The organism is Amycolatopsis suaedae (assembly GCF_004214935.1).
In the GTDB taxonomy this organism is placed as follows: domain Bacteria; phylum Actinomycetota; class Actinomycetes; order Mycobacteriales; family Pseudonocardiaceae; genus Amycolatopsis; species Amycolatopsis suaedae.
The window spans coordinates 1-25878 of sequence record NZ_SFCC01000024.1 but is presented as its reverse complement, the minus strand read 5'-3'; the positions used below and the strand labels follow the sequence as shown (position 1 = coordinate 25878).

The 25878-nt window shown below is 72.7% G+C and carries 22 protein-coding genes; 16 read left to right on the top strand and 6 right to left on the bottom strand.

The window, feature by feature from the left end:
- Positions 1 to 48: 48 nt before the first annotated feature.
- The 4 genes from EWH70_RS34095 to EWH70_RS34080 are packed head-to-tail and all read left to right on the top strand — an operon-like array spanning position 49 to position 5709.
- Complete coding sequence (locus EWH70_RS34095; protein WP_130479722.1) at positions 49 to 1830, top strand: thiamine pyrophosphate-requiring protein; 1782 nt, start codon at positions 49 to 51, stop codon at positions 1828 to 1830.
- The gene (locus EWH70_RS34090) at positions 1827 to 4121 is read left to right on the top strand and encodes a phosphoketolase family protein (protein ID WP_130479721.1); all 2295 of its coding nucleotides are present in this window, start codon (positions 1827 to 1829) and stop codon (positions 4119 to 4121) included. The genes EWH70_RS34095 and EWH70_RS34090 overlap by 4 nt, the downstream gene beginning before the upstream one ends.
- Positions 4109 to 5215 carry an acetate/propionate family kinase gene (locus EWH70_RS34085; protein WP_240687379.1) on the top strand — a complete coding sequence of 369 codons (1107 nt, stop codon included), beginning with the start codon at positions 4109 to 4111 and terminating at the stop codon, positions 5213 to 5215. Before EWH70_RS34090 ends, EWH70_RS34085 begins: the two co-directional genes overlap by 13 nt.
- Complete coding sequence (locus EWH70_RS34080) at positions 5212 to 5709, top strand: hypothetical protein (RefSeq protein ID WP_130479720.1); 498 nt, start codon at positions 5212 to 5214, stop codon at positions 5707 to 5709. Before EWH70_RS34085 ends, EWH70_RS34080 begins: the two co-directional genes overlap by 4 nt.
- Here EWH70_RS34080 and EWH70_RS34075 read toward each other — a convergent pair.
- The gene (locus EWH70_RS34075) at positions 5706 to 6347 is read right to left on the bottom strand and encodes a UdgX family uracil-DNA binding protein (RefSeq protein WP_130479719.1); all 642 of its coding nucleotides are present in this window, start codon (positions 6345 to 6347) and stop codon (positions 5706 to 5708) included. The genes EWH70_RS34080 and EWH70_RS34075 overlap by 4 nt on opposite strands.
- A gap of 71 nt (positions 6348 to 6418) precedes the next feature.
- Between EWH70_RS34075 and EWH70_RS34070 the strand changes: the two genes are divergently transcribed.
- From EWH70_RS34070 to EWH70_RS34060, 3 genes are read left to right on the top strand one after another with little or no spacing between them, the layout of a single operon-like run.
- Positions 6419 to 6847, top strand: a complete 429-nt coding sequence (locus EWH70_RS34070) for a phage holin family protein (protein WP_130479718.1) — start codon at positions 6419 to 6421, stop codon at positions 6845 to 6847.
- On the top strand, positions 6844 to 7092 hold the full coding sequence (locus EWH70_RS34065) for a hypothetical protein (protein ID WP_130479717.1): 249 nt from the start codon (positions 6844 to 6846) through the stop codon (positions 7090 to 7092). Before EWH70_RS34070 ends, EWH70_RS34065 begins: the two co-directional genes overlap by 4 nt.
- A gap of 26 nt (positions 7093 to 7118) precedes the next feature.
- Positions 7119 to 7538: a CBS domain-containing protein gene (locus tag EWH70_RS34060; protein ID WP_130479716.1), complete on the top strand. Its 420-nt coding sequence runs from the start codon at positions 7119 to 7121 to the stop codon at positions 7536 to 7538.
- 18 nt (positions 7539 to 7556) lie between these two features.
- On the opposite strand, the gene EWH70_RS34055 is transcribed toward EWH70_RS34060, so the two are convergent.
- Entirely contained in the window at positions 7557 to 8204 is a 648-nt protein-coding gene (locus tag EWH70_RS34055; RefSeq protein WP_130479715.1) for a response regulator, read from the bottom strand.
- Complete coding sequence (locus EWH70_RS34050) at positions 8201 to 9442, bottom strand: sensor histidine kinase (RefSeq protein ID WP_130479714.1); 1242 nt, start codon at positions 9440 to 9442, stop codon at positions 8201 to 8203. The genes EWH70_RS34055 and EWH70_RS34050 overlap by 4 nt, the downstream gene beginning before the upstream one ends.
- Before the next feature lie 131 nt (positions 9443 to 9573).
- Between EWH70_RS34050 and EWH70_RS34045 the strand changes: the two genes are divergently transcribed.
- Together EWH70_RS34045 and EWH70_RS34040 are read left to right on the top strand one after the other, a co-directional pair.
- Positions 9574 to 10329: an ABC transporter ATP-binding protein gene (locus EWH70_RS34045; protein ID WP_205669379.1), complete on the top strand. Its 756-nt coding sequence runs from the start codon at positions 9574 to 9576 to the stop codon at positions 10327 to 10329.
- A complete protein-coding gene (locus EWH70_RS34040; protein WP_130479712.1) occupies positions 10329 to 12833 on the top strand; it encodes an ABC transporter permease in 2505 nt (834 codons plus the stop codon). The genes EWH70_RS34045 and EWH70_RS34040 overlap by 1 nt, the downstream gene beginning before the upstream one ends.
- A gap of 374 nt (positions 12834 to 13207) precedes the next feature.
- Here EWH70_RS34040 and folP read toward each other — a convergent pair whose 3' ends face one another.
- Positions 13208 to 14077 (bottom strand): dihydropteroate synthase, encoded by an 870-nt coding sequence (gene folP / locus EWH70_RS34035; RefSeq protein WP_130479751.1) that lies wholly within the window; start codon positions 14075 to 14077, stop codon positions 13208 to 13210.
- Positions 14078 to 14150: 73 nt separating this feature from the next.
- Here folP and EWH70_RS34030 point away from each other — a divergent pair, with 73 nt between their 5' ends.
- The 5 genes from EWH70_RS34030 to EWH70_RS34010 all read left to right on the top strand — a co-directional run bounded on the left by EWH70_RS34030 (position 14151) and on the right by EWH70_RS34010 (position 22187).
- On the top strand, positions 14151 to 15029 hold the full coding sequence (locus EWH70_RS34030; RefSeq protein ID WP_130479711.1) for an alpha/beta fold hydrolase: 879 nt from the start codon (positions 14151 to 14153) through the stop codon (positions 15027 to 15029).
- Positions 15030 to 15117: 88 nt separating this feature from the next.
- Positions 15118 to 15741 carry a bifunctional adenosylcobinamide kinase/adenosylcobinamide-phosphate guanylyltransferase gene (locus tag EWH70_RS34025; RefSeq protein WP_420809119.1) on the top strand — a complete coding sequence of 208 codons (624 nt, stop codon included), beginning with the start codon at positions 15118 to 15120 and terminating at the stop codon, positions 15739 to 15741.
- A gap of 271 nt (positions 15742 to 16012) precedes the next feature.
- Positions 16013 to 19045, top strand: a complete 3033-nt coding sequence (locus tag EWH70_RS34020; protein ID WP_240687378.1) for an arabinosyltransferase domain-containing protein — start codon at positions 16013 to 16015, stop codon at positions 19043 to 19045.
- 45 nt (positions 19046 to 19090) lie between these two features.
- Positions 19091 to 19828 carry a beta-phosphoglucomutase family hydrolase gene (locus EWH70_RS34015; protein ID WP_130479708.1) on the top strand — a complete coding sequence of 246 codons (738 nt, stop codon included), beginning with the start codon at positions 19091 to 19093 and terminating at the stop codon, positions 19826 to 19828.
- The gene (locus tag EWH70_RS34010) at positions 19821 to 22187 is read left to right on the top strand and encodes a glycoside hydrolase family 65 protein (RefSeq protein ID WP_130479707.1); all 2367 of its coding nucleotides are present in this window, start codon (positions 19821 to 19823) and stop codon (positions 22185 to 22187) included. The genes EWH70_RS34015 and EWH70_RS34010 overlap by 8 nt, the downstream gene beginning before the upstream one ends.
- Before the next feature lie 9 nt (positions 22188 to 22196).
- Here the strand turns inward: EWH70_RS34010 and EWH70_RS35720 are convergent, their stop codons facing one another.
- A complete protein-coding gene (locus EWH70_RS35720) occupies positions 22197 to 22370 on the bottom strand; it encodes a hypothetical protein (protein WP_165436537.1) in 174 nt (57 codons plus the stop codon).
- Between the two features lie 81 nt (positions 22371 to 22451).
- Here EWH70_RS35720 and EWH70_RS34005 point away from each other — a divergent pair, with 81 nt between their 5' ends.
- Complete coding sequence (locus EWH70_RS34005; protein WP_130479706.1) at positions 22452 to 23297, top strand: SDR family oxidoreductase; 846 nt, start codon at positions 22452 to 22454, stop codon at positions 23295 to 23297.
- Here EWH70_RS34005 and EWH70_RS34000 read toward each other — a convergent pair.
- Positions 23294 to 24256, bottom strand: a complete 963-nt coding sequence (locus EWH70_RS34000) for a Ppx/GppA phosphatase family protein (protein WP_240687377.1) — start codon at positions 24254 to 24256, stop codon at positions 23294 to 23296. The genes EWH70_RS34005 and EWH70_RS34000 overlap by 4 nt on opposite strands.
- Before the next feature lie 299 nt (positions 24257 to 24555).
- On the opposite strand from EWH70_RS34000, the gene EWH70_RS33995 reads away from it, so the two are divergent.
- Entirely contained in the window at positions 24556 to 25182 is a 627-nt protein-coding gene (locus EWH70_RS33995) for a class F sortase (RefSeq protein WP_165436536.1), read from the top strand.
- Positions 25183 to 25878 lie beyond the last annotated feature (696 nt).

Sequence of the window (25878 nt, the reverse complement as noted above, 5' to 3'; positions counted from 1 at the left end):
AGATCCGGCGTTTGTTTAACCGGTCCGGCCCAGCGGTATCCGGGGCCCATGGCTGACACCGTTGCCGACTTCGTACTGGCCCGCCTGCGTGAATGGGGTGTCGAACAGGTCTTCGCCTACCCCGGTGACGGCATCAACGGGCTGGTCGCGGCGTTCCGCGACGCCGGCGACCGGCCCCGGTTCGTGCAGTCCCGGCACGAGGAGATGTCGGCGTTCCAGGCGGTGGGCTACGCCAAGTTCGGCGGCGGGGTCGGCGTATGCATGGCGACTTCCGGCCCGGGTGCCATCCACCTGCTCAACGGGCTCTACGACGCCAAGCTCGACCACGTTCCGGTGGTCGCCATCGTCGGGCAGACCGCGCGCAGCGCGATGGGTGGCAGCTACCAGCAGGAGGTCGACCTGCAGGCGCTCTACCGCGACGTCGCCGGCGAGTACCTGGTGGAGGTCAACGTCGCCGAGCAGCTGCCCAACGCGCTGGACCGGGCCCTGCGCACGGCGCTGGTGCGCCGGGCGCCGACCGCGCTGATCATCCCGAACGACCTGCAGGAGGAGAAGTACTCGCCGCCGGAGCACGCGTTCAAGCACGTGCCGTCCAGCCCGCCCGCGTCGCTGCGCAGCACGGCCGTCCCGCCGGCCGAGGAGCTGGAACACGCCGCGGCGATCCTCAACGAGGGCAGCAAGGTGGCCATCCTGGCCGGCCAGGGCGCCCGCGACGCGGCGGCCGAGCTCCGCGAGGTCGCCGAGCTGACCGGCGCGGGCGTGGCGAAGGCGTTGCTGGGCAAGGACGTCCTGCCCGACGACCTGCCCTACGTCACCGGCTCGATCGGCCTGCTGGGCACGCGGCCGACCTACGAGCTGATGCAGGGCTGCGACACGCTGCTGATCGTCGGGTCGAACATGCCCTACTCGCAGTTCCTGCCCGAGTTCGGCCAGGCGCGCGCGGTGCAGATCGACGACGACGCGCGGTTCCTCGGCCTGCGTTACCCCGTCGAGTCCACCCTGCTCGGCGACGCCGGAGGCACACTGCGGGCACTGCTTCCGTTGCTGGAGCGCAAGACCGAGCGCTCGTGGCGCGACGGCGTGGAGAAGTCGGTGACGCGCTGGTACGAGACGCTGGAGCGGCAGGCCATGCTCGACGCCGACCCGGTGAACCCGATGCGGGTGGTGCACGAGCTGTCCCAGCGGATCCCGGACAACGCCCTGGTCACGGCCGACTCCGGGTCGTCGACCAACTGGTACGCGCGCAACCTGCGCTTCCGCGGCACGATGCGCGGGTCGCTGTCCGGCACACTGGCCACGATGGGCCCCGGCGTGCCGTACGCCATCGGCGCCAAGTTCGCCTGCCCGGACCGGCCGGTGGTGGCGCTGGTCGGCGACGGCGCGATGCAGATGAACGGCATGGCCGAGCTGCTGACCATCGCCCGCTACCGGGACCGCTGGCCCGACCAGCGGCTGGTGGTCTGCGTGTTCCACAACGGCGACCTCAACCAGGTCACCTGGGAGCTGCGGGCGATGGGTGGCTCGCCGAAGTTCGAGCAGTCGCAGACGCTGCCCGAGGTGTCCTACGCCGACTTCGCCCGCGGCATCGGCCTGCGTGGCATCGCCGTGGACACCCCGGAGGCGCTGGGGTCCGCGTGGGACGACGCGCTGGCCGCCGACCGGCCGGCCGTGCTGGACGTCCGCTGTGACCCGGAGGTCCCGCCGATCCCGCCGCACGCCACGTTCGAGCAGGTGAAGTCGATGACCGAGGCGGTGCTGCGGGGCGACCCCAACGCCTGGCACCTGGTCACGCAGGGCGTCAAGACGAAGTTCCAGGAGCTGCTGAGGTGACGGCGCCCGCCCGCTACCGGGCCGCCTGCGACTACCTGTCGGTGGCGCAGATCTACCTGCGGGACAACGTGCTGCTGCGCGAACCGTTGCGGCCGGAGCATCTCAAGCCGAGGCCGCTGGGCCACTGGGGCACCTGCCCCGGCCTCAACCTTGTCTACAGTGGACTGAACGGGCTGGTGCGGCGGACCGGGCAGCGCACCCTGCTGGTGACCGGTCCCGGCCACGGCGCCCCGGCCGTGCACGCCAACCTGTGGCTGGAGGGCACGCACGCCGACGTCGACCCGGCGCTGAGCCCGGACGGGCGCGGGCTGGCCGAGCTGGTGCGCCGGTTCTCCTGGCCGGGCGGCTTTCCCAGCCACCTCTCCCCCGAGGTGCCCGGCGTCATCCACGAGGGCGGCGAGCTGGGTTACGCGCTGGCGACGGCGTTCGGCGCGGCACTGGACGACCCGGAACTGCTGGTGGCGTGCGTGGTCGGCGACGGCGAGGCGGAGACCGGGCCGACCGCGGCGTCCTGGCATTGCCCGCGGTTCCTGGACCCGGCCACCGGCGGGCGGGTCCTGCCGATCCTGCACCTCAACGGTTACAAGATCGCCTCGCCGACCGTGTACGGCACGATGCCCGACGAGCAGCTGACCGCGTACTTCACCGGCTGCGGCTGGTCGCCCCGGATCGTCGACGTGGCCGCCGCAGACGATCCGGACGCGGCCTGGGCGTCCGCGCTGGACGGCGCCTGGGCCGACCGGGACGCCGAGCGTCCGCCGATGCTGGTGCTGCGCAGCCCGAAGGGCATGGGCGCGCCGGATACCGACCCGGGCGGCACGCCGCTGGCCGGGACGTTCCACGCCCACCAGGTTCCGCTGGAGCACGCCGCCGACGATCCGGCCGAGCTGGCCGCCCTGGAGCACTGGCTGCGCTCCTACCGGCCGGAGGAGCTGTTCGGCGCCGACGGCAGCCCCGCCGGTGACCTGACCGCGCTGGCGCCCGAGGGCGATCTGCGGCTGGGCTCGGTCCCGCAGGCCAACGGCGGGCGGCTGCGCCGCGACCTGCCGCTGCCGCCGCTGGAGAAGTTCGCCGTCGGCCTCGGCACCGAGGTGAGTGCCACCGCGACGGCGGGTGAGTGGCTGGCCGAGCTGATGCGGGCCACCGAGCGGCGCCGCGACTTCCGCGTGGTGTGCCCGGACGAACTGGAGTCCAACAACCTCGGGGCGCTGCTGTCGGCGACGTCGCGGGCGTTCACCGGCGAGACCGGCGAGTACGCCGAGCACCTGGCCGCGGGCGGCAGGGTGATGGAGGTGCTGTCGGAGCACCTGTGCCAGGGCTGGCTGCAGGGTTACCTGCTCACCGGCAGGCACGGCCTGTTCCCCTGCTATGAGGCCTTCGTGTCCATTGTGGACGGAATGGTCAACCAATACGCCAAGTTCCTGAAGATGTCCGGCGAGGTGCCCTGGCGCGCACCGGTGGCGAGCCTGAACTACCTGCTCACCAGCGACGGCTGGCGTCAGGAGCACAACGGCTACAGCCACCAGGGTCCCGGGTTCATCAACGCCATGCTGACCAAGAAGGAGGGCGTCGCCAGAGTCTACCTGCCGCCGGACGCCAACACGCTGCTGGTGACGCTGCGCGACTGCCTGGCCTCGACCGGCCTGATCAACGTGGTGGTGGCGGGCAAGCAGAGCGGTCCGCAGTGGCTGGACCTGGACGCGGCCGAGCGGCACTGCCGAGCCGGGGCGGGGGTCTGGGAGTGGGCCTGCACCGGTGATCCCGGGCGGCCCGACGTGGTGCTCGCCTGCGCGGGCACCACCCCCACCGTCGAGACCCTGGCCGCGGTGACGCTGCTGCGGGAGCGGGCGCCCGCGCTGCGGGTGCGGGTGGTCAACGTGGTCGACCTGCTCACCCTGGCGCCGTCGCGGCGGCATCCGCACGGCATGGACGAGCGTGAGTTCGCCGCGTGCTTCGGCACCGGCGTCCCGGTGGTGTTCGCCTTCCACGGTTACCCGTCGGCGGTGCACGAGGTGCTGCACGGCCGGCCCCGGCCCAACCGGTTCCACGTCCACGGCTACCTGGAGGAGGGCACCACGACGACGCCGCTGGACCTGCTGGCGGACAACCGGATGAGCCGCTACGACCTGGCCGCCGCCGCGGTGCGGCACGCCGCCGGGTGGTCGTCGGCAGGTGGTGCCGTCGCGCAGGGCCTGCTGCGCACGCGAAAGGAACTGGTGGCCAGGGCCTACGCCGACGGCGCGGACCCGCCGGAGTTCACCGAGTGGAGGTGGTCGCAGTGCTCGTCCTGACCGTCAATCCCGGCTCGTCCAGCCTGCGGGCGCATCTGGTCGACACGACCGACGAGCGGGTCGTCGACGAACTGGAGACCGGGCAGCCCGCCGACTCCGAGGAGGCGCTGCGCGCGCTCGGGGAACTGCTGGACCGGCTGCCCGCCGAGCCGATCAGCCTGATCGCGCACCGGGTGGTGCACGCCGGGAAGATCACCGAGCCCGCCGTCGTCGACGAGACCGTGCGCGAGGCGCTGCGGTCGGCGGCTCCGCTGGCGCCCGCGCACGTACCGAAGACGCTGGCGCTGCTGGACTTCCTGCACGACCGGCTGCCCGACCGGGTGCAGCTGATCTGCCCGGACACGGCGTTCCACCGCGACCTGCCCGAAGCCGCGTACACCTACCCGGTGCCGGCGTCGTGGCGGGAGTGGGGCGTGCGCCGCTACGGCTTCCACGGCCTGTCCTACGGCTGGGCGCTGCGGCGGGCGGCCGAGCTGCTGGACCGGCCCGCCGGGGAGCTGCAGGTGCTGATCGCGCACCTGTCCGGCGGCTGCTCGGCCTGCGCGGTGCGCGATGGCCGCAGTGCCGACACGTCGATGGGGTTCACCCCGCTGGAGGGCATGGCCATGTCGACCCGGTCCGGCTCGGTGGATCCGGGGCTGCTGTTCTGGCTGCTGGAGGAGCGCGGGCTGGAGCCCGGCGAGGTCTCCGAGCAGCTGCAGCACGCGTCCGGGCTGCTCGGGCTGTCCGGCGGGTTGTCGGCGGACACTAGGGACCTGGTCGCCGACGGTTCACCCGCCGCCCGGCTGGCCCTGGACGTGTTCTGCCACCGGGTGCGCCGCGAACTGGGCGCGCTGGCCACCAGCCTGGAGCGGCTGGACGCCGTGGTGTTCACCGGCGACATCGGCTGGGACCAGCCGGAGGTGACCGAGGCGGTGTGTGCCGGCCTCGGCACATTGGGAGTCCACAGCGGACTCGACTCGCGCCGCGAGGAGGACGCGGTGATCAGCTCCTCGGGCGTGCCGGTGCTGACCGTGCGTTCGCGGGAGGAACTGCAACTGGCCGCGGTCGCCGCCCGGCAGGGCGTCAGCGACCGGGAAGGGACCCCGGTATGAACCAGGCCGACAACATCGACAACGACCCGGTACGCGAGCAGGGCCCGCCGACCGTGTGGGAGGGCGCGGCCGGGGCACCGGCGCTGCTGGTGCTGGACCCGGCGGGTGCGGCCAACCACGAGGGGCTGCCCGCGAGCTGGCGGGACGTCACCACGCGGCGGCAAGTGGTGTGGTTCCGCCTGCCGACCGACGGCGCGCTGTCGGCGGCGGAGGAGATGCTGACCGACCCGTCCGCGCTGGGCGGCACGGTGGACCTGCTGGCCAGCGGTCCCGCGGCGGGCACGGCGGTGGCGCTGGCCGGGCGGCACGCCGACACGGTGCGGTCGCTGCTGCTGGTCGATCCCGAGGAGGAACCGGCGCGGATCCCGGTCGACGTCCGGGTGGTCGCGCACAGCACCGGCGGCCCCCGCGACCGGGTGCCGCCGCCGTTGCCGCTGGGACATCCGGACGTGGTGGCGGCTGTGGAACGGACGCTGGCCGAACTGGACGCTTAGAGGCGCCGGGCCGCGGCGGTGAGGTCGTCGACGAAGGCGGCGTAGGCCTCGTCCCGGTCGGGCGCGCGCAGCACGGCCGACGGGTGCACGGTCGCCATTCCCCGCGCGCTGCCGAACTCGGCGGGCAGTTCGAGAACTTCGCCGCGATGCCGGGTGAGCCGGAAGGACGCGCCCAGCACCGCCTGCGCCGCCGTCGCGCCCAGCAGCACCAGCAACTCCGGGCGGACGGCGTCGATCTCGGCGAGCAGCCACGGCCGGCAGGCGACGACCTCGGTCCGCGACGGCTTCTGGTGGATGCGGCGCTTGCCGCGCTCGGCGGGCACGAACTTGAAATGCTTGACCGCGTTGGTCAGGTACACCTGATCGCGCTCGATACCGCTGTCGTCCAGCGCTCGGTCGAGCAGGCGCCCCGCCGGGCCGACGAACGGCGCGCCCTCGACGTCCTCCCGGTCGCCGGGCTGCTCCCCCACCAGCATGGCCCTGGCCTGCCGCGGCCCCTCGCCGAACACGGTCTGCGTGGCGTCGCGGTACAGCCCGCAGCCACGGCAGCCGGCGGCAGCCGACCGCAGCGCGCGCAGGCCGCGGCTGTCCGGGACGAAGTCGGCGGCGGTGCCCGTGGAGTCGGCTGTGCGCGGCATGAATCCCGGTTACCACCACACCGGAGCGTGGAAACCGGTTAGTCACCGGCCGTGCCGGGTAACCGGTGGCCATGACCGAGCAGACAGCGAACGGAACGGCGACCGGCACCGACCGGTCGATCGCTGCGCTGGTCAGCGACCTGTCCTCGCAGGTGAGCCGACTGGTGCGGGACGAACTACGGCTCGCCGTCGCCGAGGTGCGAGCCAAGATCACCCGGCTGACCCGCGGCGCCGGCCTGTCCGGCTTCGCGGTCGTTCTCGCCTTCTTCGGCGCGGCGACACTGGTGGCCGCCGCGGTACTGGGGCTGGCCACCGCGATGCCGGCCTGGGCGGCCGCCCTCGTGGTGGGTGGCGCGTTCCTCGTGCTGGCCGCGTTGTTCGGCGCCGCCGGGGTGAGCCAGGTCCGCAAGGGAGCACCACCGGTACCCGAGGAAGCCGCCGCGGGAGTACGGGCCGATCTGGAGACGATCGGTGAGTCACGAGAGAAGGCACGCACATGACGGGCGCCCACCGGACCCAGCAGGACCGCCAGCAGTGGGAGGACTTCCCGCACGATGTCGACCAGGCCCGCCTCGACGCGGAGCTGACCCGGCGCGAGCTGGACGAGACGCTCACGGCCTTGTGGCGCAAGGTCGACGCGGAGACCCGGGTGTGGCTGCGGGTCCGCGCGCCACTGCTGGCCGGCGGCCTCGTGCTGGTGGTCGTGGTGGCCCGCCTGCTGATGCACCGCAAGCACGACAGCTGACGCCCGCTACGGAGAAAGGACCTCTCATGACCAAGGCACGCGACATCATGACACCCGACCCGACCTGCGTACGCACCAGCGATTCGGTGCGTGACGCGGCCGCGCAGATGGCCCAGCATGGCGTCGGCGCCCTGCCGATCTGCGGCGAGGACAACCGCCTCAAGGGCATGCTGACCGACCGCGACATCGTCGTGAAGGTCCTCGCCGAGGGCAAGGACCCGATGGCGGTCCGGGCAGGCGACCTCGCCCAGGGCGAGGCGGTCACGATCGGCGCGGACGACGACGCCGGCGAGATCCTGGCGACCATGACCAACCACAAGGTCCGCAGGCTGCCGGTCATCGACGGCCACGACCTGGTCGGCATCGTCGCGCAGGCCGACGTCGCCCGGGCACTGAAGGACCCGGAGGTCGGCGACCTCGTCCAGGCGCTGTCGGTCGACAGCTGAGCCACCCGCGGCGCCGCCTCACCACCCGGCGGCGTCGCGGGCCACCATCGCCGCCTGAACCCGGTTGGCCAGCCCGAGCTTGGTCAGGGTTCTGCTCACGTGTGCCTTCACCGTCGCCTCGCTCATCGACAGCTGCTTGGCGATCTCCGCGTTGGACAGACCGTCGGCCACCCCGTTGAGGACGTCCATCTCCCTGCCGGTGAGCGTGGCCAGCTGCTCGCGTGCCTGCCGGGTACGGCCGGGCTCGCGCCCGGCGAACTCGTCGATCAGCCGCTTGGTCACCGTGGGCGACAGCATCGCGCTGCCGGCCGCCACCGTCCGCACGGCCGACATCAGGTCGTGCGGCGAGGTGTCCTTCAGCAGGAACCCGGACGCCCCGGCCCGCAGGGCCGTGTGCACGTAGTCGTCCAGGTCGAACGTCGTCAGCATGATCACCTTCGGCGCCTTCGGGAGCCTGCTGATCTCCTGCAGCGCTCGCAGTCCGTCCATTCCGGACATCCGCACGTCCATCAGCACCACGTCCGGCCAGTGCTTCAGGACGGCGTCCACCGCCTCCTTCCCATCGCTCGCCTCGGCGACGATCTCGATGTCGTCGGCCGCCTGCAGGATCATCCGGAACCCGGCCCGCACCAGCACCTCGTCGTCGACGATCAGCACCCGGATCATCCGGCCGCCCCGTCCGCGACGCCGGCGGGCCCGGCCAGGTCGTCCGCACCGTCCTGGGTTTCCGCCACTGCGGGCAGCCGGGCCCGCACCGTGAACCCGCCGTCGAGCCGGGGGCCCGCGGTGAAGTGCCCGCCCAGCAACTCGACCCGCTCACGCAGGCCGACCAGGCCCATGCCGCTGCCGGGCATCGCCGCACCGGTCCGGACCGCCGCCACGTTGTCCACCACCACCTCCACTTCGTCGCCGGAGTACCGCACGGTGACCCGGGTCGTCACCGCACCGGCGTGCTTGTGCACGTTCGTCAGCCCCTCCTGGACCACCCGGTAGCCCGTGTGGTCGACCACCGGCGCCAGCGTGACCGGCTCGCCCTCCTGCCGCAGGCTGACCGGGATGCCCGCGGTCCGCGACCTGGCCACCAGCTCCTCCAGATCGGCCAGGCGCGGCGGCGGTCCCGCCGTGGCCCGGCCGGGCTTGAGTATCCCGAGCACCTCCCTCAACTGCGCCAGTGCTTCCTGCCCGGTCGTGCGGATCAGCCCGGCCGCCGCCGCGACCTCCCCGTCGCTGTTCACCTCCAGCGCTCCGGCGTGCAGCACCATCAACGACACCCGGTGCGCCACGACGTCGTGCATGTCCCGCGCGATCCGCGCCCGCTCGCGCGCCCGCGCCTCGTTCACCTTCGCCTCCTGGGCCCGCTCGGCCTGGCGCGCCCTGTCCCGTTCCTTCTCCGCGATCCGCCTGCGCCCGGTCTCCCACAGCCCCACGGCCACGGGGAACCAGACGAACAACGCGGGACCGCCCAGCGCGTCGGGCAGCACCGGCCACAACCGGTAGATCCCGTCGCTGTCCGGCGCGACCGGTATCAGCGTCAGCACCGTCGCACCGGCCGCGTAGCCGGCCAGCAACCGCATCCTGCCGAACCGGGCGGCCACCCGGAACGACACCAGCGCGATCAGCGGCCCGCCCGCCTGCAGCACCCAGCCCACCACCGCGACCGCGAACAGCGGCCACCACCGCGCCGGCGTGGCCCATATGGCCCAGGCGGCCAGCACGGCCAGCAGGCCGCACTGCACCATCAGCGGAACCCCGGCCTGCTCCGCCAGTTCACCGACTCGGGGGACGATCCTGTTGATGCCCGGCAGCAGCGGCACCAGGCAACTGAGGAACGTCAGCGCCGGCAACAGGAACGGCACCACCCGCCGTACCCGCGACCACGCCGCCGCCACCCCGCCTACTCGCATGGACCGAGACTAACCACGGCGATCGTGGCCCGCCCTCCGGCGAAAGTCGATGATCACCCCCTACTTAAGTGACATCCGGAATCGCATATCGATGGATGTCGCGGCCCTGTGCCGGACCGCACGCTGGGCCCATGACAACAGCGAACCCCGCGGCCGTGCAGGTCAGCGGGCTCACCAAGACCTACGGAGCGGGCGTCACGGCGCTCGACGACGTGGACGTGACGTTCCCCAGGCACCGGTTCACCGCGATCATGGGCCCGTCCGGCTCGGGCAAGTCGACGCTGATGCACTGCGCCGCCGGGCTCGACCGGCCCACCCGCGGCACGGTCCTGGTCGGCGACACGGACATCACCACGTGGTCCGACGACCAGCTGACCCGGCTGCGCCGGGACCGGATCGGTTTCGTGTTCCAGGCGTTCAACCTGCTGCCCACGCTGAGCGCGCTGGAGAACATCACGCTCCCGTTCGACCTGGCCGGGCGGCCGGTGGACCAGGACGTGGTCGACCGGGTGGTGGACACGATCGGCCTGCGCGAACGGCTCAGCCACCGCCCGGCGGAGCTGTCCGGCGGCCAGCAGCAGCGGGTGGCCTGCGCCAGGGCGCTGGTCACCGGGCCCGAGGTGGTCTTCGCCGACGAGCCCACCGGGGCGCTGGACTCCCGCGCCTCGGCCGAGCTGCTCGGCTTCCTCCGGCGGGGCGTCGACGAGCTGGGGCAGACGGTCGTGCTGGTCACGCACGACCCCGCCGCGGCCGCTTTCGCCGACCAGGTGCTGTTCCTGGCCGACGGGCGCCTGGTCGGGTCGCTGCAGCAGCCGACCGCGGCCACGGTGCTCGACCGCATGAAGTCCCTCGAACTCACCACCGTCCGAAGTGGAGGAACACGCTGATGGAACGCCGACCACCACGGGGTGCGCTGGCCCGCGCCATGCTGCGCGACCTGGCCGCGCACCGGTCCAGGGTGGCGATGACCCTGGCGGCGATCACGCTGGGCGTGGCCGCCGTGGTCGCCGGCTGGAGTGTGGGCGACTCGGCCGTGACGACGGTGACCCACCAGGAGCTGCGCACCCTCGACGGGGTGAGCGTGCGGCGGGCCGAGAACGGCACCCCGCTGACGGCGGCCGAGGTGGACCGCATCGCGGACGCCGCCGGTGGCGGCACCGTGACGACGGTGCTGTCCGGGTACGCGGGCGTCGTCGGCGCCGACGGACGGCTCGTCGCCTCCCCGACGCCCATCGACCGGGCAGGCACCGGGTGGGACACCACCGGCCGGTTCCTCCTCACCGCGGGGCGGGCACCGGCCGGCCCCGGCGAGGTCGCCCTCAGCAGGGCCCAGGCCGAGGCCGTGGGCGCGACGGCGGGCACCAAGGTGCCGGTCCTGCTCGCCGGCGGCAGGCGGGAGAACCCGGTGGTGGCGGGGATCTACGAGTACCGCACGGTGGACGCGGAACTCGACCCCACACCGGCGATCGCCTACGACGCCGCGGCCGCGGCGGACCGGTTCGGTCCCGGCGCCGAACGGATCGAGCTGGCCACGCCGGGCGCCGACGCCACGGCGGCGGCCCGCGCGATCACCGCGATCACCGGCGCCGACCGGGAGGTGCGGACCGGGCCGGAACTCACCACCGCCGCCAGGCAGGAGCAGGAGTCGGCCCGCGACGACCTGCGGTGGGCGGTGCTGCCGTTCGCCGCGGTGACCCTGCTCGCCGGGATGTTCGTCATCGCCAACACGTTCAGCATGCTGGTCGGCCAGCGCATCCGGCAGCTCGCGCTGCTGCGGGCCGTCGGCGCCCGGCGCTCCCAGGTGCGGCGGGCGGTGTTCACCGAGGCACTGGCGCTCGCCCTGGTCGGCGGCACCACCGGCGTACTCGCCGGGCTGGCGCTCGGCCCGGCCGCGCAGGCCGCGCTCGGCACCGGCGACGTCGAGTTCGTCGTCTCCCCGGCCGCGATCGGGCTCGGCTACGCCGTGGCCGTCGTGGTGACACTGGCCGCGGCGCTGGGCAGCGCCCAGCGGGCCGCCTCCGTACCCCCTGTCGCGGCGCTGCGCGACGACGCGCGGCCGGACCGGCCGCTCGGCCGCCGCTCCGCGGTGGGCGTGGCGGTGCTCGCCGCCGGGATCGGCACGGTCGCCCTCACCTCCGACCCGGCCGCGCCGAACCTGGTGCGCATCACCACGCTGATCGGCGCGGTGGTCGCCGCCGCGGGTGTGCTGCTGCTGGCTCCGTGGCTGGCCTCGGTCGTCCTGCGCCCGCTGGTCCGGCTGACCGGCCGCCGTGGCGGTCCCGCGCTGCGGCTGGGCCTGCGCAACGCGGCCCGCGACCCGCGGCGGACGGCGGGCACGGCGGCCGCGATCACGATCGGGCTCGGGCTGGTGTGCGCGTTCGCCACGCTCAGTTCGACGCTGGAGACGCTCATTTCCTCGACCGTGCGCGCCACCGTGCCGCTGACCAGCACCGTGGTCGTCCCGTCTGCCAACGGCGCGAAGCTGACCGCCGCGGACGTGACGGCCGCCCGCTCGGCGCCCGGTGTCGGCACGGTCGCGCCGGTCAGCGAGATGCTGGCCGAGGTGGGCCATCCCGGTGGCACGGCCCGGCGCAACGTGTCGGTGATCGACCCCGGCGCGCTGGGCACGCTGGTGACCCCCGACGTCACCGCCGGGGTGGGCGACCTGCGCAAGGGGGTCGTCGTCGCCCGCAACCAGGCCGACATGCTCGGGCTGAGCCCGGGTGCCGCGATCACGCTGACGCTGGGCAGCAGGCCGCCGGTGCACACCACGGTGGCCGGGGTGTACGAGGCGACCGAGTACTCGGCCAGCATCTACCTCGACGCCGCGCTCGCCCCGGAGGTGGCCAACACCGGCATCACCCACGTGTACGCGAGCGGAACCGATCCGGCGGCGGCCCGGCAGGGTATTGAGCGGGCGTTCGCCGGGCGGCCCGACGTCCGGGTCACCGACCGCGACGGGATGGCCGCCGAGTACGTCGAACGGCAGCGTGTCGGCTTCACCGTCATGTCGGTGATGTTCGGTGTTGCCGTGGTGGTAGCCGTGTTCGGCGTGGTCAACACGCTCGCCCTGTCGGTGCTGGAACGGCGCAGGGAGATCGGCGTCCTGCGGGCGGTCGGCGCGAACCGCGCGCTGGTCCGGCGGGTGATCAGAGTGGAAAGCCTGGTGATGTCGCTGTTCGGTGCCCTGCTCGGGGTGCTGACCGGCCTCGGCACCGGGGCGGTGATGCAGGGGGTGATGCTCGGCCAGGAACTGTCCACCACGACGTTCCCGCTGGACACGGTCGCGCTGGCGATGGCGGGCATCGTGGTCGCGGCGGTCGCCGCGGCCCTGTGGCCCGCCCGGCAGGCGGCCCGCACCGACGTGCTGACGGCGGTGGCGGCGCCATGAGCAGCGGTTCCAGTGTCCTAAGTCGTTGAAGCTCGTGAAGGCCACCTTCACCACGTGAGACGTCAGGGCCCCGGCAAAGTCGGTGTCCGGTGGGGTGGCTGGTGGTCCCGAGCGCAGAACTCGCGGGCCGGAACGCAGAACTCGCGTGCGTGAGCGCAGAACTCACGATGTGGACCGGGTTATCACGTCGTGCCGGTCGCCCCGCGTGAGCGGCCCGTTCGCGCGAGTCCTCCGTTCCGGACCCGTGCCTGAGGTCAAGCTCGTGAAGGCCACCTTCATTACGTGTGACGTGGTGATGGTGGCCTTCACGTGCTCTGGTGCTTGCGGGGGATGAGGCCGGATGCTCCACGCTCACTCCTGACCCACGACGCTTACTACGCGAGGCCGCGCACCGCCCTGCCCGGCGGGCGCGTGCCCTGCACCGAGGCGACCATCTCCAGCACCTGCCGGGTGCGGCGCACCTCGTGGGCCCGGAACATCACCGCACCGGACGCGGCGGCCAGCGCCGTGGCGGCCAGGGTGCCGTCCACCCGCTCGGTGAGTTCCACCCCGAGGGTCTCGCCGACGAAGTCCTTGTTGGACAAGGCCATCAGCACCGGCCAGCCGGTGGCCACGAGTTCGTCGGCGTGCCGCAGCAGGGCCAGGCTGTGCCAGGTGTTCTTGCCGAAGTCGTGGGTCGGGTCGATCAGCACCCCCGCCTTGGGAACGCCGAGCGCCACCACCCGCTCGGCGAGGGCGGTGGTCTCCTCGATCACGTCCGCCACGACGTCGGTGTAGCGCACCCGGAACGGCCGGGTGCGGGGCACCGCGCGGCCGGTGTGCGAGCAGACGTAGCCCGCGCCGAACTCGGCGGCGACCTCGGCCAGGGCCGGGTCGGCTCCGGCCCAGGTGTCGTTGAGCAGGTCGGCGCCGGCCTCGCAGGCGACCCTGCCTACCTCGGCCCGCCAGGTGTCGACGCTGATGACGATGCCGGGGTGCCGGTTGCGCACGACCTCCACCAGCGGCACCACGCGGCGGATCTCCTCGGCGGCGTCCACCTCGGCGCCGGGGCCGGCCTTGACCCCGCCGATGTCGACCACGTCGGCGCCCTCGGACACGACCCGGTCGACGGCGGCCAGGGCCCGCTCGTCGCTGAAGGTGGCACCCCGGTCGTAGAACGAGTCCGGGGTGCGGTTGATGATCGCCATCACCAGCGCGCGGTCCCGGACCACGCGCCGGCCGCGGAACGTGAGATCGACCGGCATGGGCTGCTGCACGCCGTCCACCCTGGCAGACTGCGAACCGGGGTGGTGTACCCGGATACGGCGGGAGTGATCCATGTCCGAGCAGGTGGCGCAGGTCAACGGCATCGAGCTGTGTTACGAAACCTTCGGTGACCCGGCGGACCGGCCGCTGCTGCTGATCATGGGGCTGGCCGGGCCGATGACCTGGTGGGACGACGAGTTCTGCCGGCAGCTCACCGGCCGGGGGTTCCACGTCATCCGGTTCGACAACCGCGACTGCGGCCGCTCGACGGCGGGCAGCGGTCACGCCACCCCGCTGGCGGCGCTGGTCGGGCGGCGCTCGCCCTACGCCCTCACCGACATGGCGGCGGACGCGGCCGCCCTGCTCGACCGGCTGGGCGTGGCCTCGGCGCACGTCGTCGGGGTGTCGATGGGCGGGATGATCGCCCAGACGCTGGCGCTGCACCACCCGGAGCGGGTCCGGTCGCTGACGTCGATGAGTTCCACCACCGGCGCCAAGCTGGCCGGGCTGCCGACCCCGAAGGCGGCGGCGACCCTGCTCACCCGGCCGCCGCGGGACCGCGACGGCTACATCGAGCACATGGTCGGCGTGTTCCGGGTGATCGGCTCGCCCGGCTACCCGGCGCCCGAGGAGCGGCTGCGGGCACGGGCGGAGGCCAGTTTCGAGCGCGGGATCAACCCGGCGGGCACCGCCCGGCAGCTGGCGGCCGTCCTGGCGGCGCCGGACCGCACCAGGGCGCTGGGGACGCTGCGGGTGCCGACGCTGGTCGTGCACGGCGAGCAGGACCCGCTCATCACCGTCTCCGGCGGGCGGGCCACCGCCAGGGCCGTGCCCGGCGCGGAGCTGGACGTCGTCCCGGGCATGGGCCACGACCTGCCGGAAGCGCTGTGGCCGCGGTTCGCCGGCGGGATCGCCCGCACCGCCGACCGCGCCGAAGCCACGGTCGCCTGACCCGTACCCGGCTGGTGACCATACGGTGACGCACCGGAGCCGGACACTGGGGCTACCCGCCGGTCGCCCCGGCGTGGCGTGGTCCACAATGCCCGCCATGAGGACGCAACTGCGGCGGCTGGCCAGGCTGGCGGCGACCCGGCTCGACGCCGGCGCCAGGGCGCTGCGCCGCTTCGCCCGCGGCGCCGCCGCCGCGGAGCGGACGCTGGTCATCGGCGGGGTACGCAGCGGCAAGTCGCGCCACGCCGAGCGGCTGCTGTCCCGGCACCACCAGGTCACCTACCTCGCCGCCGGGCACCAGGACCCGGCCCGGCTGGCGGCGCTGCGCTCGCGGCTGCCCGCGGGCTGGCTGGTCCGCGAGCTCGGCGACACCTCCGACCTGGCCGCCGCCCTGCACACGGCGACCGGGCCGGTGCTGATCGAGTGCCTCGGCACTTGGCTGGGCCGGGTACTCGACGAGGTCGGCGCCCGGCGGGCGGCCGAGGGCTGGGAGTACCGGCTCGACGAGCGGCTGCTGGAGTTCCTGCAGGCCTGGTCGCAGACCCGGCACCCGGCGGTCGCGGTGACCAACGACGTCGGCAGCGGGATGGAACCGGAGTCCGCCACCGCGCGGCTGTTCCGCGACGTGCTCGGCACGCTCAACACCCAGGTCTCCGCGCACGCCGACGCCGTGCACCTGATGGTGGCCGGACGGGTGCTCGAACTCGGCTGATCGTCACCACGCCAACCGCGCCGACTGTCCACCGTGGCGCGATAGCACGACGCATCCGGTGGCCGGTAACGGTATCCCACCGCACATCGATGAAATGCGGGCCGCTAGCGTTGGCCCGGTGCCGACCACTATTCGTGTTCGTTCGGCCAAGCCTGACCCGGCCACAGACGCGGAGTCGTCGAGTGCGGAATCGAGCCGCCTCCGACTGTGGCGTGCGATCGCCGTCACGCTTGGCCTGATCGCCGCTGCCTGCGCACTGGCCACGCCGTTGATGCCGGTCGTCCAGGACACCGCCCGCATCGTCTGGCCGAACGGCAATGACACCCAGTCGGTGAACGCGCCCCTGACCGGCTACTGGGCCCAGGAGCTGCGCGCCGACATCCCGTGCGCGACCGTCCTCTCGCTCGACGAGCGCAGCAGCGGCCCGGCGTTGCTCTTCGCGACCGTGCCCGAGGCCCGGTTCGACGAGGGCGCGGGCATGCACCTGCAGATCGACAACGGCACGTTGATCGCGTCCAACCGCGCCCAGCAGGTCGCCCGGCAGCCGCTGCCGCCCGAGGGCTGCGACATCCGGATCACCTCCGACGTCCACCGGACCGAGCTCACCGTCGCCGGCACGCCGATCTACACCGGCCAGGGCGACGTCCGCCCCCGCGTGGTCGGCATCTACACCGAGATCGACGAGACCAAGGACGAGGTCGACGGCCTGGACGTCTCGATCACCCCGGACACCCGGTACCAGTCCTCCCCCACCGGCTGGAAGATCGCCGTCGGCGCGCTCGGCGTCGCCGCCCTGATCGGCTGCCTGATCGTCGTCAACCGGATGGACCGGCGCGGGGCCCGCCGCGCGCCCCGATGGGCGCCGGTCGGCTGGTGGAAGCTCACCAAGCGGGACGCCACCGTGTTCGCGGCGCTCGGCGCCTGGGTGTTCATCGGGCCGGTGACCTCCGACGACGGCTACATCCTCACGATGGCCAGAGTCACCGAGGACGCCGGCTACCTGCCCAACTACCACCGCTGGTTCGGGGTGGCCGAGGCGCCGTTCGGCTGGTTCTACCACGTCTACCAGCTCATGGGGCACGTCAGCGTCGCCCCGCCGTGGATCCGCCTGCCCGCCTTCGTCCTCGGCGTGGTCAGCTGGCTGCTGATCAGCCGCGAGGTCATGCCCAGGCTGGGCAAGCTGGTCCGCACCAGCCGCGCCGCCGGCTGGGCCGCCGCCGCGGTCTTCCTGGTCTGGTGGCTGCCGTTCAACACCGGCACCCGCCCGGAGCCGGTCGCGGCGGTCGGCTCGCTGATCGCCCTGTGTGCCGTGGAACGCGCGCTGGTCACCCGCAGGCTGCTGCCCGTGTGCCTCGGCTTGCTCGCCGCCGCGCTGACCCTGGCCGCGACCCCGACCGGCCTGATCGCGGTCGCCCCATTCCTGGTCGCCGGCCGCCCGCTGTTCCAGCTGCTGCGCCAGCGCGCCCGCACCGTCGGCTGGCTGCCCGTGCTCGCCCCGATCCTCGGCGCCGGGCTGCTGGTGCTGGTCGTGGTGTTCGCCGACCAGACGCTGGCCTCGGTGCAGGAGGCCACCCGCCTGCGGGCGCAGGTCGGGCCGAACCTGTCCTGGTTCGAGGAACTGTCCCGGTACCAGCTGCTGTTCAGCAACTCCGCCGACGGCTCGGCCGCCCGCCGGTTCCCGGTGCTGTTGCTGCTGCTGTGCACCGGCGCGTGCTTGGTGGTGCTGCTGCGCCGCGGCCGCATCCAGGGTGCGGCGCTCGGCCCGTCGCGCAGGCTCATCGGCACCGTCGCGTTGTTCTTCCTGCTGCTGGCGCTCACCCCGACCAAGTGGACGCACCACTTCGGCGCGTTCGCCGCGGTCGGGGCCGCCATGGCCGCGCTGACCGCACTGGCGACCAGTTCGACGGTGCTGCGCTCCAACCGCAACAGAGCCGCGTTCCTGGCCGGCCTGCTCGTCGTCGCCGCGCTGGCGATGACCGGGCCCAACTCGTACTGGTTCGTCTCCAACCTCGGCGTGCCGTGGGCCGGTGTCGCACCGTCGATCGGCGGGTTCGCGCTGTCCAACATCCTGCTCATCGCGGCGGGGATCGCGGCGGTGGTGGCGTTCATCGAGAACGTCCGGGCGCAACGCTCCGACCTGCTTCCCGGGGCACAGGAACGCCGTGGCTACTCGCTGAAGATGGCGTCGGTGTCGTTCGTGGTGGTGTGCGGCCTGGTCGCGGCGGGCGAGTTCGCCTCCATGACCATGGCCATCTACCAGCAACGCGACAGCTACAGCCTGGGCGCGGCCAACATCGACCACGTCTTCGGCTCGGGCTGCAACCTGTCCGACCACGTGATGGTGGAGAACGAACCGGTCTCCAGCATGCTCACCGAGCTGCCCAGCGACCAGCAGAACACGGTCGACGAGAAGAAGGAACAACCGCAGCAGGAGAACAACCCGCTGCCTCCGCCGGAGGAGGACAACGGGCGCGTGCAGACCGGGTTCCGCACCGAGCCCGCCGACCCGGAGGACCCCATCGACGAACCGCCGCACGGGTTCACCCGCGACGCGGTCCGGATGTGGAGCAGCTACCGCAACCCGGACACCCCGGTGGGCAAGCTGCGCACCAACTGGTACTCGGTGCCCAGGGAGAACCGTGAGGGCCGGCAGGCCGTGATCTCCGTGGCGTCGCCGCCGTTCAAGGCGACCAGGGTCGTGATGGAGTGGGGCCAGATCACCGACGAGGGCGTCAAGGTGGTGCGCACCAACCAGGTCTACGGCCCCGGCGGGCCCGGCTTCTGGCAGGACGTCCGGTTCAACCTGCGCGACCTGCCACCCGAGGTCGACGCGATGCGGATCTTCGCCGCCGACGACGACTTCACCGAGGACGGCTGGGTCGCGGTCACCGGGCCGAGGGTGCCGACGTTCACCACGCTCACCGAACGGATCGGCAAGACCCCGGTCTACATCGACTGGCCCGCCTCGTTCGTCTACCCCTGCCTCAACCCGATGAAGATGCGCGACGGCATCGCCGAGCTGCCCAAGTACCGGATCACCGCCGGTGCGCTGGCGTTCGAGGGCGACGTCGGCGGCAACGCGGGCGGCGGGCCGAACGGCTTCCTCGAGGAGGTGGCCGAGCAACCGGACGTGCCGAGTTACCTGATCGGGCAACCGGACCAGTCGTGGGGCCAGCTCAAACAGCTGGAGCCGTACACCAACGGCCGCAAGCCGACGGTCATCCACGGCAGCGAGGTGCGGCCCGGCTGGTGGTCGCCCGGTCCCGGTCCCGAGCAGCCCGACGGCAGGCAGCCGACCCGCTGACCCACACACGTCGCGGCCACGCGCCGACGACGGTAGCGTGCAGTCATGATCGGACTGCCGGACTCGATCACGACCTGCCTGTTCGACCTCGACGGCGTGCTCACCGGCACGGCCGCGCTGCACAAACAGGCGTGGAAGGAAACCTTCGACGAGTTCCTGCGGGCGCGGGATCCGGACGGCTTCGCGGAATTCACCGACCGCGACTACGCCGACCACGTCGACGGCAGGCCGCGGGCGGACGGGGTACGTGAGTTCCTGTCCTCCCGGGGCATCACGCTGCCGGAGGGCGAACCGGACGACCCGGTGGACGCGCGGACGGTCAACGGGGTGGGCAACCGCAAGAACGAACTGGTGCTGCGGATCATCGACGAACAGGGCGTCTCGCCGTACCCGGGCTCGGTGCGTTACCTGGAGGCCGCCCGCGACGCCGGGCTGGCCATCGGCGTGGTCACCTCCTCGGCCAACGGGGCCAAGGTGCTCGACGCCGCCGACCTCAGCCGCTTCGTGCGGGCCCGGGTCGACGGGCTGGTCATCGCCGAGCGCGGGCTGCGCGGCAAACCGGCGCCGGACTCGTTCCTCGCCGGGGCGCAGGCCCTGGGCGCCACCCCCGCGCAGGCCGCCGTGTTCGAGGACGCGCTGGCCGGCGTGGCGGCGGGCAAGGCGGGCGGCTTCGGTTACGTGATCGGCGTCAACCGCGCCGACCAGGCCGACCAGCTACGCGCCCGCGGTGCCGACGTGGTGGTGGACGACCTCGCCGAACTGCTGGAGGCAGGCGATGGCTGAACACGGCTACCGGATCTCCCCGTGGGAGCTGCGCTGGTGCGGCCTCGACGTCGACCAGCTGCAGCGCACCGAATCGACGTTCGCGTTGTCCAACGGCCACATCGGCGTCCGGGGCACCCTGGAGGAAGGCGAGCCGCGCGGGCTGCCCGGCACCTACCTCAACGGCTTCTACGAGGAACACGGGCTGCCCTACGCCGAAGCGGGCTACGGCTATCCGGAAGCGGGCCAGACCGTGGTCAACGTGACCGACGGCAAGATCATCCGCCTGCTGGTGGAGGACGAGCCGCTGGACATGCGCTACGGCCACGCGACCGCGCACGACCGGGTCCTGGACTTCCGCAGCGGCACGCTGCGCCGCACCACCGAGTGGTCCTCCCCCACCGGGCGCCGGGTGCGGGTGAGCACCGAGCGGCTGGTGTCGTTCACCCAGCGCGCCGTGGTCGCCATCCGCTACGAAGTACAACCGCTGGACGGCGAGATCCAGCTGGTCGTCCAGTCCGACCTGCTGGCCAATGAGCCGATCGAGTCCGACACCAGCGACCCGAGGGTGGCGGCGGCACTGCAGTCGCCGCTGGTCTCGGAGTTCGTCAGCGCCGAGGACTTCCGGGCCGTGCTGGTGCACCACACCCGCCGCTCGGGCCTGCGGATGGCCGCGGCGATGGACCACCAGGTGGAGTCCTCCGGCAACGGCCTGCGTACCCAGATCGACGCCGAGGACGACCTGGCCCGGCTGACCGTCGCCGTCGACGTGCCGGAGGGCCAGACGCTGAAGCTGACCAAGTTCCTCGGCTACGGCTGGTCGGCGCAGCGGTCCGCGCCCGCGTTGCGCGCGCAGGTGGAGGCGGCGCTGGCGGGTGCGCTGCAGACCGGCTGGGACGGGCTGGTCGCCGAGCAGCGCGAATTCCTCGACCACTTCTGGGAAACCGCGGACATCGAGATCCACGGCGATCCCGAACTGCAGCAGGCCGTCCGGTTCGCCCTGTTCCACGTGCTGCAGGCCGGTGCCCGCGGCGAGAGCAGGGCCATCCCCGGCAAGGGACTGACCGGGCCGGGCTACGACGGGCACGCCTTCTGGGACACCGAGTCCTTCGTGCTCCAGGTGCTGACCTACACCATGCCCGAGGCCGCCCGCGACGCACTCCACTGGCGACATTCCACAATGGACAAAGCAAGGGCCAGGGCCGACCAGCTCGGCCTGCGGGGCGCGGCGTTTCCCTGGCGGTCCATCAACGGCGCCGAGTGCTCGGCCTACTGGCCGGCCGGCACCGCGGCGTTCCACGTGTCGGCCGACATCGCCGACGCCACCGCCCGCTACCTCGCGGCCAGCGGCGACACCGCCTTCGACCGCGAGTACGCCGTGGAACTGCTCGCCGAGACCGCCCGCCTGTGGCTGTCGCTGGGCCACCACGCCCAGCACGGCGGTTTCCGGATCGACGGCGTCACCGGGCCCGACGAGTACTCGGCGGTGTCGGACAACAACGTCTACACCAACCTGATGGCACAGCGGAACCTGCGCGAGGCGGCAGCCGCCTGCCGGCGCCATCCCGACGTCGCCCGGCAGCTCGACGTGACCGACGACGAGATCGCCGCCTGGTGCGAGGCGGCCGACGCCATGTACGTACCGTTCGACGACGTCCTCGGGGTGCATCCGCAGTCCGAGGGGTTCACCACCTACGCCGAATGGGACTTCGCCGGCACGTCCGCCGAGCACTACCCGCTGCTGCTGCACTACCCGTACTTCGACCTGTACCGCAAACAGGTCATCAAGCAGGCCGACCTGGTGCTGGCCATGCACCTGCGGGGCGACGCGTTCAGCCCGGAGCAGAAGGCCCGCAACTTCGCCTACTACGAGGCCCGCACCGTGCGGGACTCCTCGCTGTCGGCCGGGACGCAGTCGATCCTCGCCGCCGAGGTGGGTCATCTCGACCTGGCCTACGACTACCTGGCCGAGGCGGCGCTGACCGACCTGCACGACCTGCACAACAACGTCCGCAACGGCCTGCACATGGCGTCACTGGCCGGGTCGTGGCTGGCCGTGGTCGCCGGGCTGGGCGGCATGCGCGACCACGGCGGCAGGCTCGCGTTCGCACCCAGGCTGCCCGCCCAGCTCGACCGGGTGAGTTTCCGGCTCACCTTCCGGGACAGCCGGTTCGTGGTGCGGATCGGCCAGGATTCGACGGACTACCAGCTGGTGTCCGGCGAGGAGCTGGCCATCAGCCACCACGGCACCGAACTCACCGTGGGCGCCGAACCGGTCACGATGGCGATCCCGCCGATCACCCCGCCCGGGCCGGTGACGCAGCCGGAGGGCCGGGCACCGCGGCGCCGGAACCCGCTGGAGCACGACGGCCGCGGTTGAGCCCGCGGCTCAGTCCGGGGGTTCGGTGGTCCCGGCATCCCGGTTGGCGTCGGTGGCCGGGGGCACGTCGGTGCGGTTGGGCAGGTTCTCGGTGTCGACGTCGGGCGTGCGCTCCGGGTCCAGGTCGGGGTGCTTCGGCCGGGGGACGGAACCGGACGGCGGTCGCTGTTCTGGCTGTGTCATGACTCCGGCATACCCATCCGGGCGAGCGGGCACAACCTCACCACACGTGTGAGGCCCGGATCATCCGGGTACGCCAGCGCCATGGCACAACCTCCGCAGCAACAGCAGCCACCCGGCACGACCGGCGAGATGACCCCGCAACCGCGGGACACGATGGCCGACTACACCGGCCGCGACCTGCTGGCCGGGCGCCGGGCGCTGATCACCGGGGGCGACTCGGGCATCGGCCGGGCGGTGGCGATCGCCTTCGCCAAGGAGGGCGCCGACGTCGCCATCGCCTACCTGTCCGAGCACGAGGACGCCGAGCGCACCGCCGACCTGGTGCGCGCGCAGGGCCGGCGCTGCGTCCTGCTGCCCGGCGACCTGGCCGGCGCGCAGCACTGCCGCGACGTCGTCGACCAGACGCTGCACCACCTGCACGGGCTCGACGTGCTGGTCAACAACGTGGCCACCCAGCACGAGCTGGACTCGCCCGACGAGCTGACCGAGCAGCAGTGGCTGCACACGTTCGAGGTGAACCTGCACAGCTACTTCCGGGTCACCGCCGCGGCGCTGCCGCATCTGCCCGGCGACGGCGTCATCATCAACACCGGATCGGTCAACGGCCTGCGGGGCAACAAGAAACTCATCGACTACTCCGCCACCAAGGGCGCCATCCACGCCTGGACCTACGCGATGGCGCAGGCGCTGGCACCGCGCGGCATCCGGGTCAACTGCGTGGCGCCCGGTCCGGTGTGGACACCGCTGATCCCCGCGACGCTGTCCCCCGAGCACGTGGAGGGCTTCGGCGAGCACGTGCCGATGGGCAGGCCGGCGCACCCGGACGAGCTGGCGCCGTCCTACGTCTTCCTCGCCGCGAACCAGCTGTCGTCGTACTACACCGGCGAGGTGATCGCCGCGCTCGGCGGCGAGACCCACCCGGGCTAGGCGACGCGGTACAGCCCGGCCGGGCGCTGCCCGGCCGCGACGTCGTCGAGCAGGCCGAGCAGCAGCCCCTCGGTGGTCGACCACGGGCACACGGTCAGCCGGGCGCCGACGACGCTGAGCAGCGCCTCGGCGACGATGGCGCCGGCCAGTGCCTGCCGGGACCGGCACCGGGAGATCCCGGGCAGCTCGGCGCGGCGCGACGGCGGCATCTTCGCCAGGCGCGGGATCCACCGGCGCAGGTCGTCGACGTGCAGGCCCCGCTCGACGAACAGGCCGTCGCGCTGCGGCCGGGCCCCGGCCAGCCGCGCCAGCTGCTGCAGCACCTTCGAGCAGCCGACGACCATGCCCTCGCGCACCATCGACTCGGTGCCCGCCAGGGCGTCGCGGACCCGTTCCAGTGTGTGCTCGCGGACGTGCGCCACCCGTTCCGCCGACGCGAGGTCCTCGCCCAGCCAGGTCCGGGTCAGCTCACGGGCGCCCAGCCGCAGCGAGCGGGTCATCGACGCGTGCTCGCCCGCCCCGGCCGCGATCTCGACCGTGCCACCGCCGACGTCGAGCACCACCAGCGGGCCGCCCGCCGCGCCGTACCACCGGCGGGCGGCGACGAAGGCCAGCTCGGCCTCCCGGCGCCCGCTCAGCGAACGCAGCTCCACCCCGGTGTCGGCCGCGACGCTGCGTACCACCGCGGAGTTGTTGGCCGCGTCCCGGATCGAGGAGGTGGCCAGCGGGAACAGCGTGGAGACACCCGCGTCGCGGGCCGCCCGTCTGGCCGCCGCCACGGCGTGGCTGATCGCGGCTATCCCCGCCCGGTCAATGCGGCCCCGGCCGTCCAGCGCCCGGTCCAGGCGCAGCCGGGTCTTGTGGCGTACCGCCGGACGCGTCGGCGTACCGCCGGCGGGCACGGCGACCAGCCGCGCGCTGAACGAGCCGACGTCGAGGACTCCCACCAGCTCCGGCACCACACCACCTCCACACGCGCGCGCATCTGCGCACCCACTTCTGCCTATCGCAAGCGAATGTCCGATTGTTCCCGAAAACGGAAGCTCACAAACCGGATTTCGGCGACGTCGCGTTCCCCGCCCATCCTGCTCACCGCCCGTCACCACTGGACAGGACGACTTATGCCCCGTTGACCAATCCGGCGGATTTCTTTTCGCCCAACCTGCCCGCGTTGGGCCGAACGGGTGCTCTAATCAATGTTATATCTCACTCGTGTAACACTGTGTCGCGGTGAAACGATCTTCTGGACATGGCGGACATGCCGCGGAAGCGGGGGGACAGCGGTCGGCTGCTGGTCACGGCGGGGGCCGTGATCGCGGGCTGCGTCGTCACCGCGGTGGTCGCCGCGCTGGTGTTCGCGCCGGGCCGCGACCAGTCACCGGGCTCCGCGACGGCCGAGGCGGGGCAGGCCGTGCCGGTGGCGCGGGCGATGACGTCGTCGCCGCCGAGCGGCCTGCGCATTCCGGCCATCGACCTGGTGACCGAGGACCTCGTCGAGCTGGGCCGTACCCCGCGCGGGGTCATGGAGGTGCCGGCCGACGCCAGGCACGCCGGCTGGTACGCCACCGGGCCCGCGCCGGGTGAGGCGGGCACGGCCGTCATCGCCGGGTACGTCGTCCACGGCTACGCCAAGGGCGTGTTCGCCCGGCTGCACGAGCTGCGCCCCGGTGCCGAGGTCGTCGTGCACCGCCAGGACGGCAAGCAGGCCCGGTTCGCGGTCGACCGGGTCGAGACCTACCCGCGTGACGCGGTGCCGGAGGGCGAGCTGACCGGCTCCACCACCGGCGGGCCCGAGCTGCGGCTGGTCACCTGCAACGGCGACTACGACCCCAGCTCGGCAACGCAGCAGTACGCCGTGGTCGTCTCCGCGCACCTGCTTCCCTGAGCGGCCTCATTGCCGCGAAGGGGCCCTCACGGCATCTGGTGCCAGGGCCTGCGGCAAAGTCAGGTTGCCCGGGCTCGGCCCCGGGTGCCAATGTGGCAGGTGTGTCCCGTCCGTGGGTCTGGCCAGGGTGGTGAGGGCCCCTTCATTACGTCTGACGTCACGGCCCCGGCGAAGTCGGCGCGCCGGGCGTGAGCGAGGGAGCTTTACTAGCGAAGAAGGGTAGTAAAGCTCCCTCGCTGCCTTACGGGTGTGGCTGGTGGGGCTGGCGTGGCCTGCGATGCCAGCGGGACACCTGGGATCGCGTGAAGGCCGAGTTCCTGTCGCCAGACGTGATGAAGGTGGCCTTCACGTACCCGTCACGCGGGCACACCTGTCACACCGGCACCAGCCAGCACACTCACCCCACCAGCCACCACGAACGAGACAACACCCCCGCACCCCGCCGCCACCAACGGCACCATACTTGCGCAAGACGCAACCACAGCGCCCCTGCCCACGGACCCAGGCCATCGCTGCCCACGACTTCGCCGGGACCCTGACGTCTCATGCCGTGAGTGCCCCCGTCACGGCATTGCTCCGGTGTCCGGTATGAAGGCCGAGTTTCTGTCGTCTCATGTGATGAAGGATGCTCCTATAGAGGTCAAGTGGTGTTGGTGAGCTGGGCTATGTCGGTGGTGAGGGCGCGGTAGAGCTGTC

What these genes read in the sequence shown, in the direction of transcription:
- EWH70_RS34095 (WP_130479722.1), top strand. Translation starts at nt 49, where the DNA reads ATGGCTGACACCGTTGCCGACTTCGTACTGGCCCGCCTGCGTGAATGG.
- EWH70_RS34080 (WP_130479720.1), top strand. Translation starts at nt 5,212, where the DNA reads ATGAACCAGGCCGACAACATCGACAACGACCCGGTACGCGAGCAGGGC.
- EWH70_RS34075 (WP_130479719.1), bottom strand. Translation starts at nt 6,347, where the DNA reads ATGCCGCGCACAGCCGACTCCACGGGCACCGCCGCCGACTTCGTCCCG.
- EWH70_RS34070 (WP_130479718.1), top strand. Translation starts at nt 6,419, where the DNA reads ATGACCGAGCAGACAGCGAACGGAACGGCGACCGGCACCGACCGGTCG.
- EWH70_RS34065 (WP_130479717.1), top strand. Translation starts at nt 6,844, where the DNA reads ATGACGGGCGCCCACCGGACCCAGCAGGACCGCCAGCAGTGGGAGGAC.
- EWH70_RS34060 (WP_130479716.1), top strand. Translation starts at nt 7,119, where the DNA reads ATGACCAAGGCACGCGACATCATGACACCCGACCCGACCTGCGTACGC.
- EWH70_RS34055 (WP_130479715.1), bottom strand. Translation starts at nt 8,204, where the DNA reads ATGATCCGGGTGCTGATCGTCGACGACGAGGTGCTGGTGCGGGCCGGG.
- EWH70_RS34050 (WP_130479714.1), bottom strand. Translation starts at nt 9,442, where the DNA reads ATGCGAGTAGGCGGGGTGGCGGCGGCGTGGTCGCGGGTACGGCGGGTG.
- EWH70_RS34045 (WP_205669379.1), top strand. Translation starts at nt 9,574, where the DNA reads ATGACAACAGCGAACCCCGCGGCCGTGCAGGTCAGCGGGCTCACCAAG.
- EWH70_RS34040 (WP_130479712.1), top strand. Translation starts at nt 10,329, where the DNA reads ATGGAACGCCGACCACCACGGGGTGCGCTGGCCCGCGCCATGCTGCGC.
- folP (WP_130479751.1), bottom strand. Translation starts at nt 14,077, where the DNA reads ATGCCGGTCGATCTCACGTTCCGCGGCCGGCGCGTGGTCCGGGACCGC.
- EWH70_RS34030 (WP_130479711.1), top strand. Translation starts at nt 14,151, where the DNA reads ATGTCCGAGCAGGTGGCGCAGGTCAACGGCATCGAGCTGTGTTACGAA.
- EWH70_RS34025 (WP_420809119.1), top strand. Translation starts at nt 15,118, where the DNA reads ATGCCCGCCATGAGGACGCAACTGCGGCGGCTGGCCAGGCTGGCGGCG.
- EWH70_RS34020 (WP_240687378.1), top strand. Translation starts at nt 16,013, where the DNA reads ATGCCGGTCGTCCAGGACACCGCCCGCATCGTCTGGCCGAACGGCAAT.
- EWH70_RS34015 (WP_130479708.1), top strand. Translation starts at nt 19,091, where the DNA reads ATGATCGGACTGCCGGACTCGATCACGACCTGCCTGTTCGACCTCGAC.
- EWH70_RS34010 (WP_130479707.1), top strand. Translation starts at nt 19,821, where the DNA reads ATGGCTGAACACGGCTACCGGATCTCCCCGTGGGAGCTGCGCTGGTGC.
- EWH70_RS35720 (WP_165436537.1), bottom strand. Translation starts at nt 22,370, where the DNA reads ATGACACAGCCAGAACAGCGACCGCCGTCCGGTTCCGTCCCCCGGCCG.
- EWH70_RS34005 (WP_130479706.1), top strand. Translation starts at nt 22,452, where the DNA reads ATGGCACAACCTCCGCAGCAACAGCAGCCACCCGGCACGACCGGCGAG.
- EWH70_RS33995 (WP_165436536.1), top strand. Translation starts at nt 24,556, where the DNA reads ATGCCGCGGAAGCGGGGGGACAGCGGTCGGCTGCTGGTCACGGCGGGG.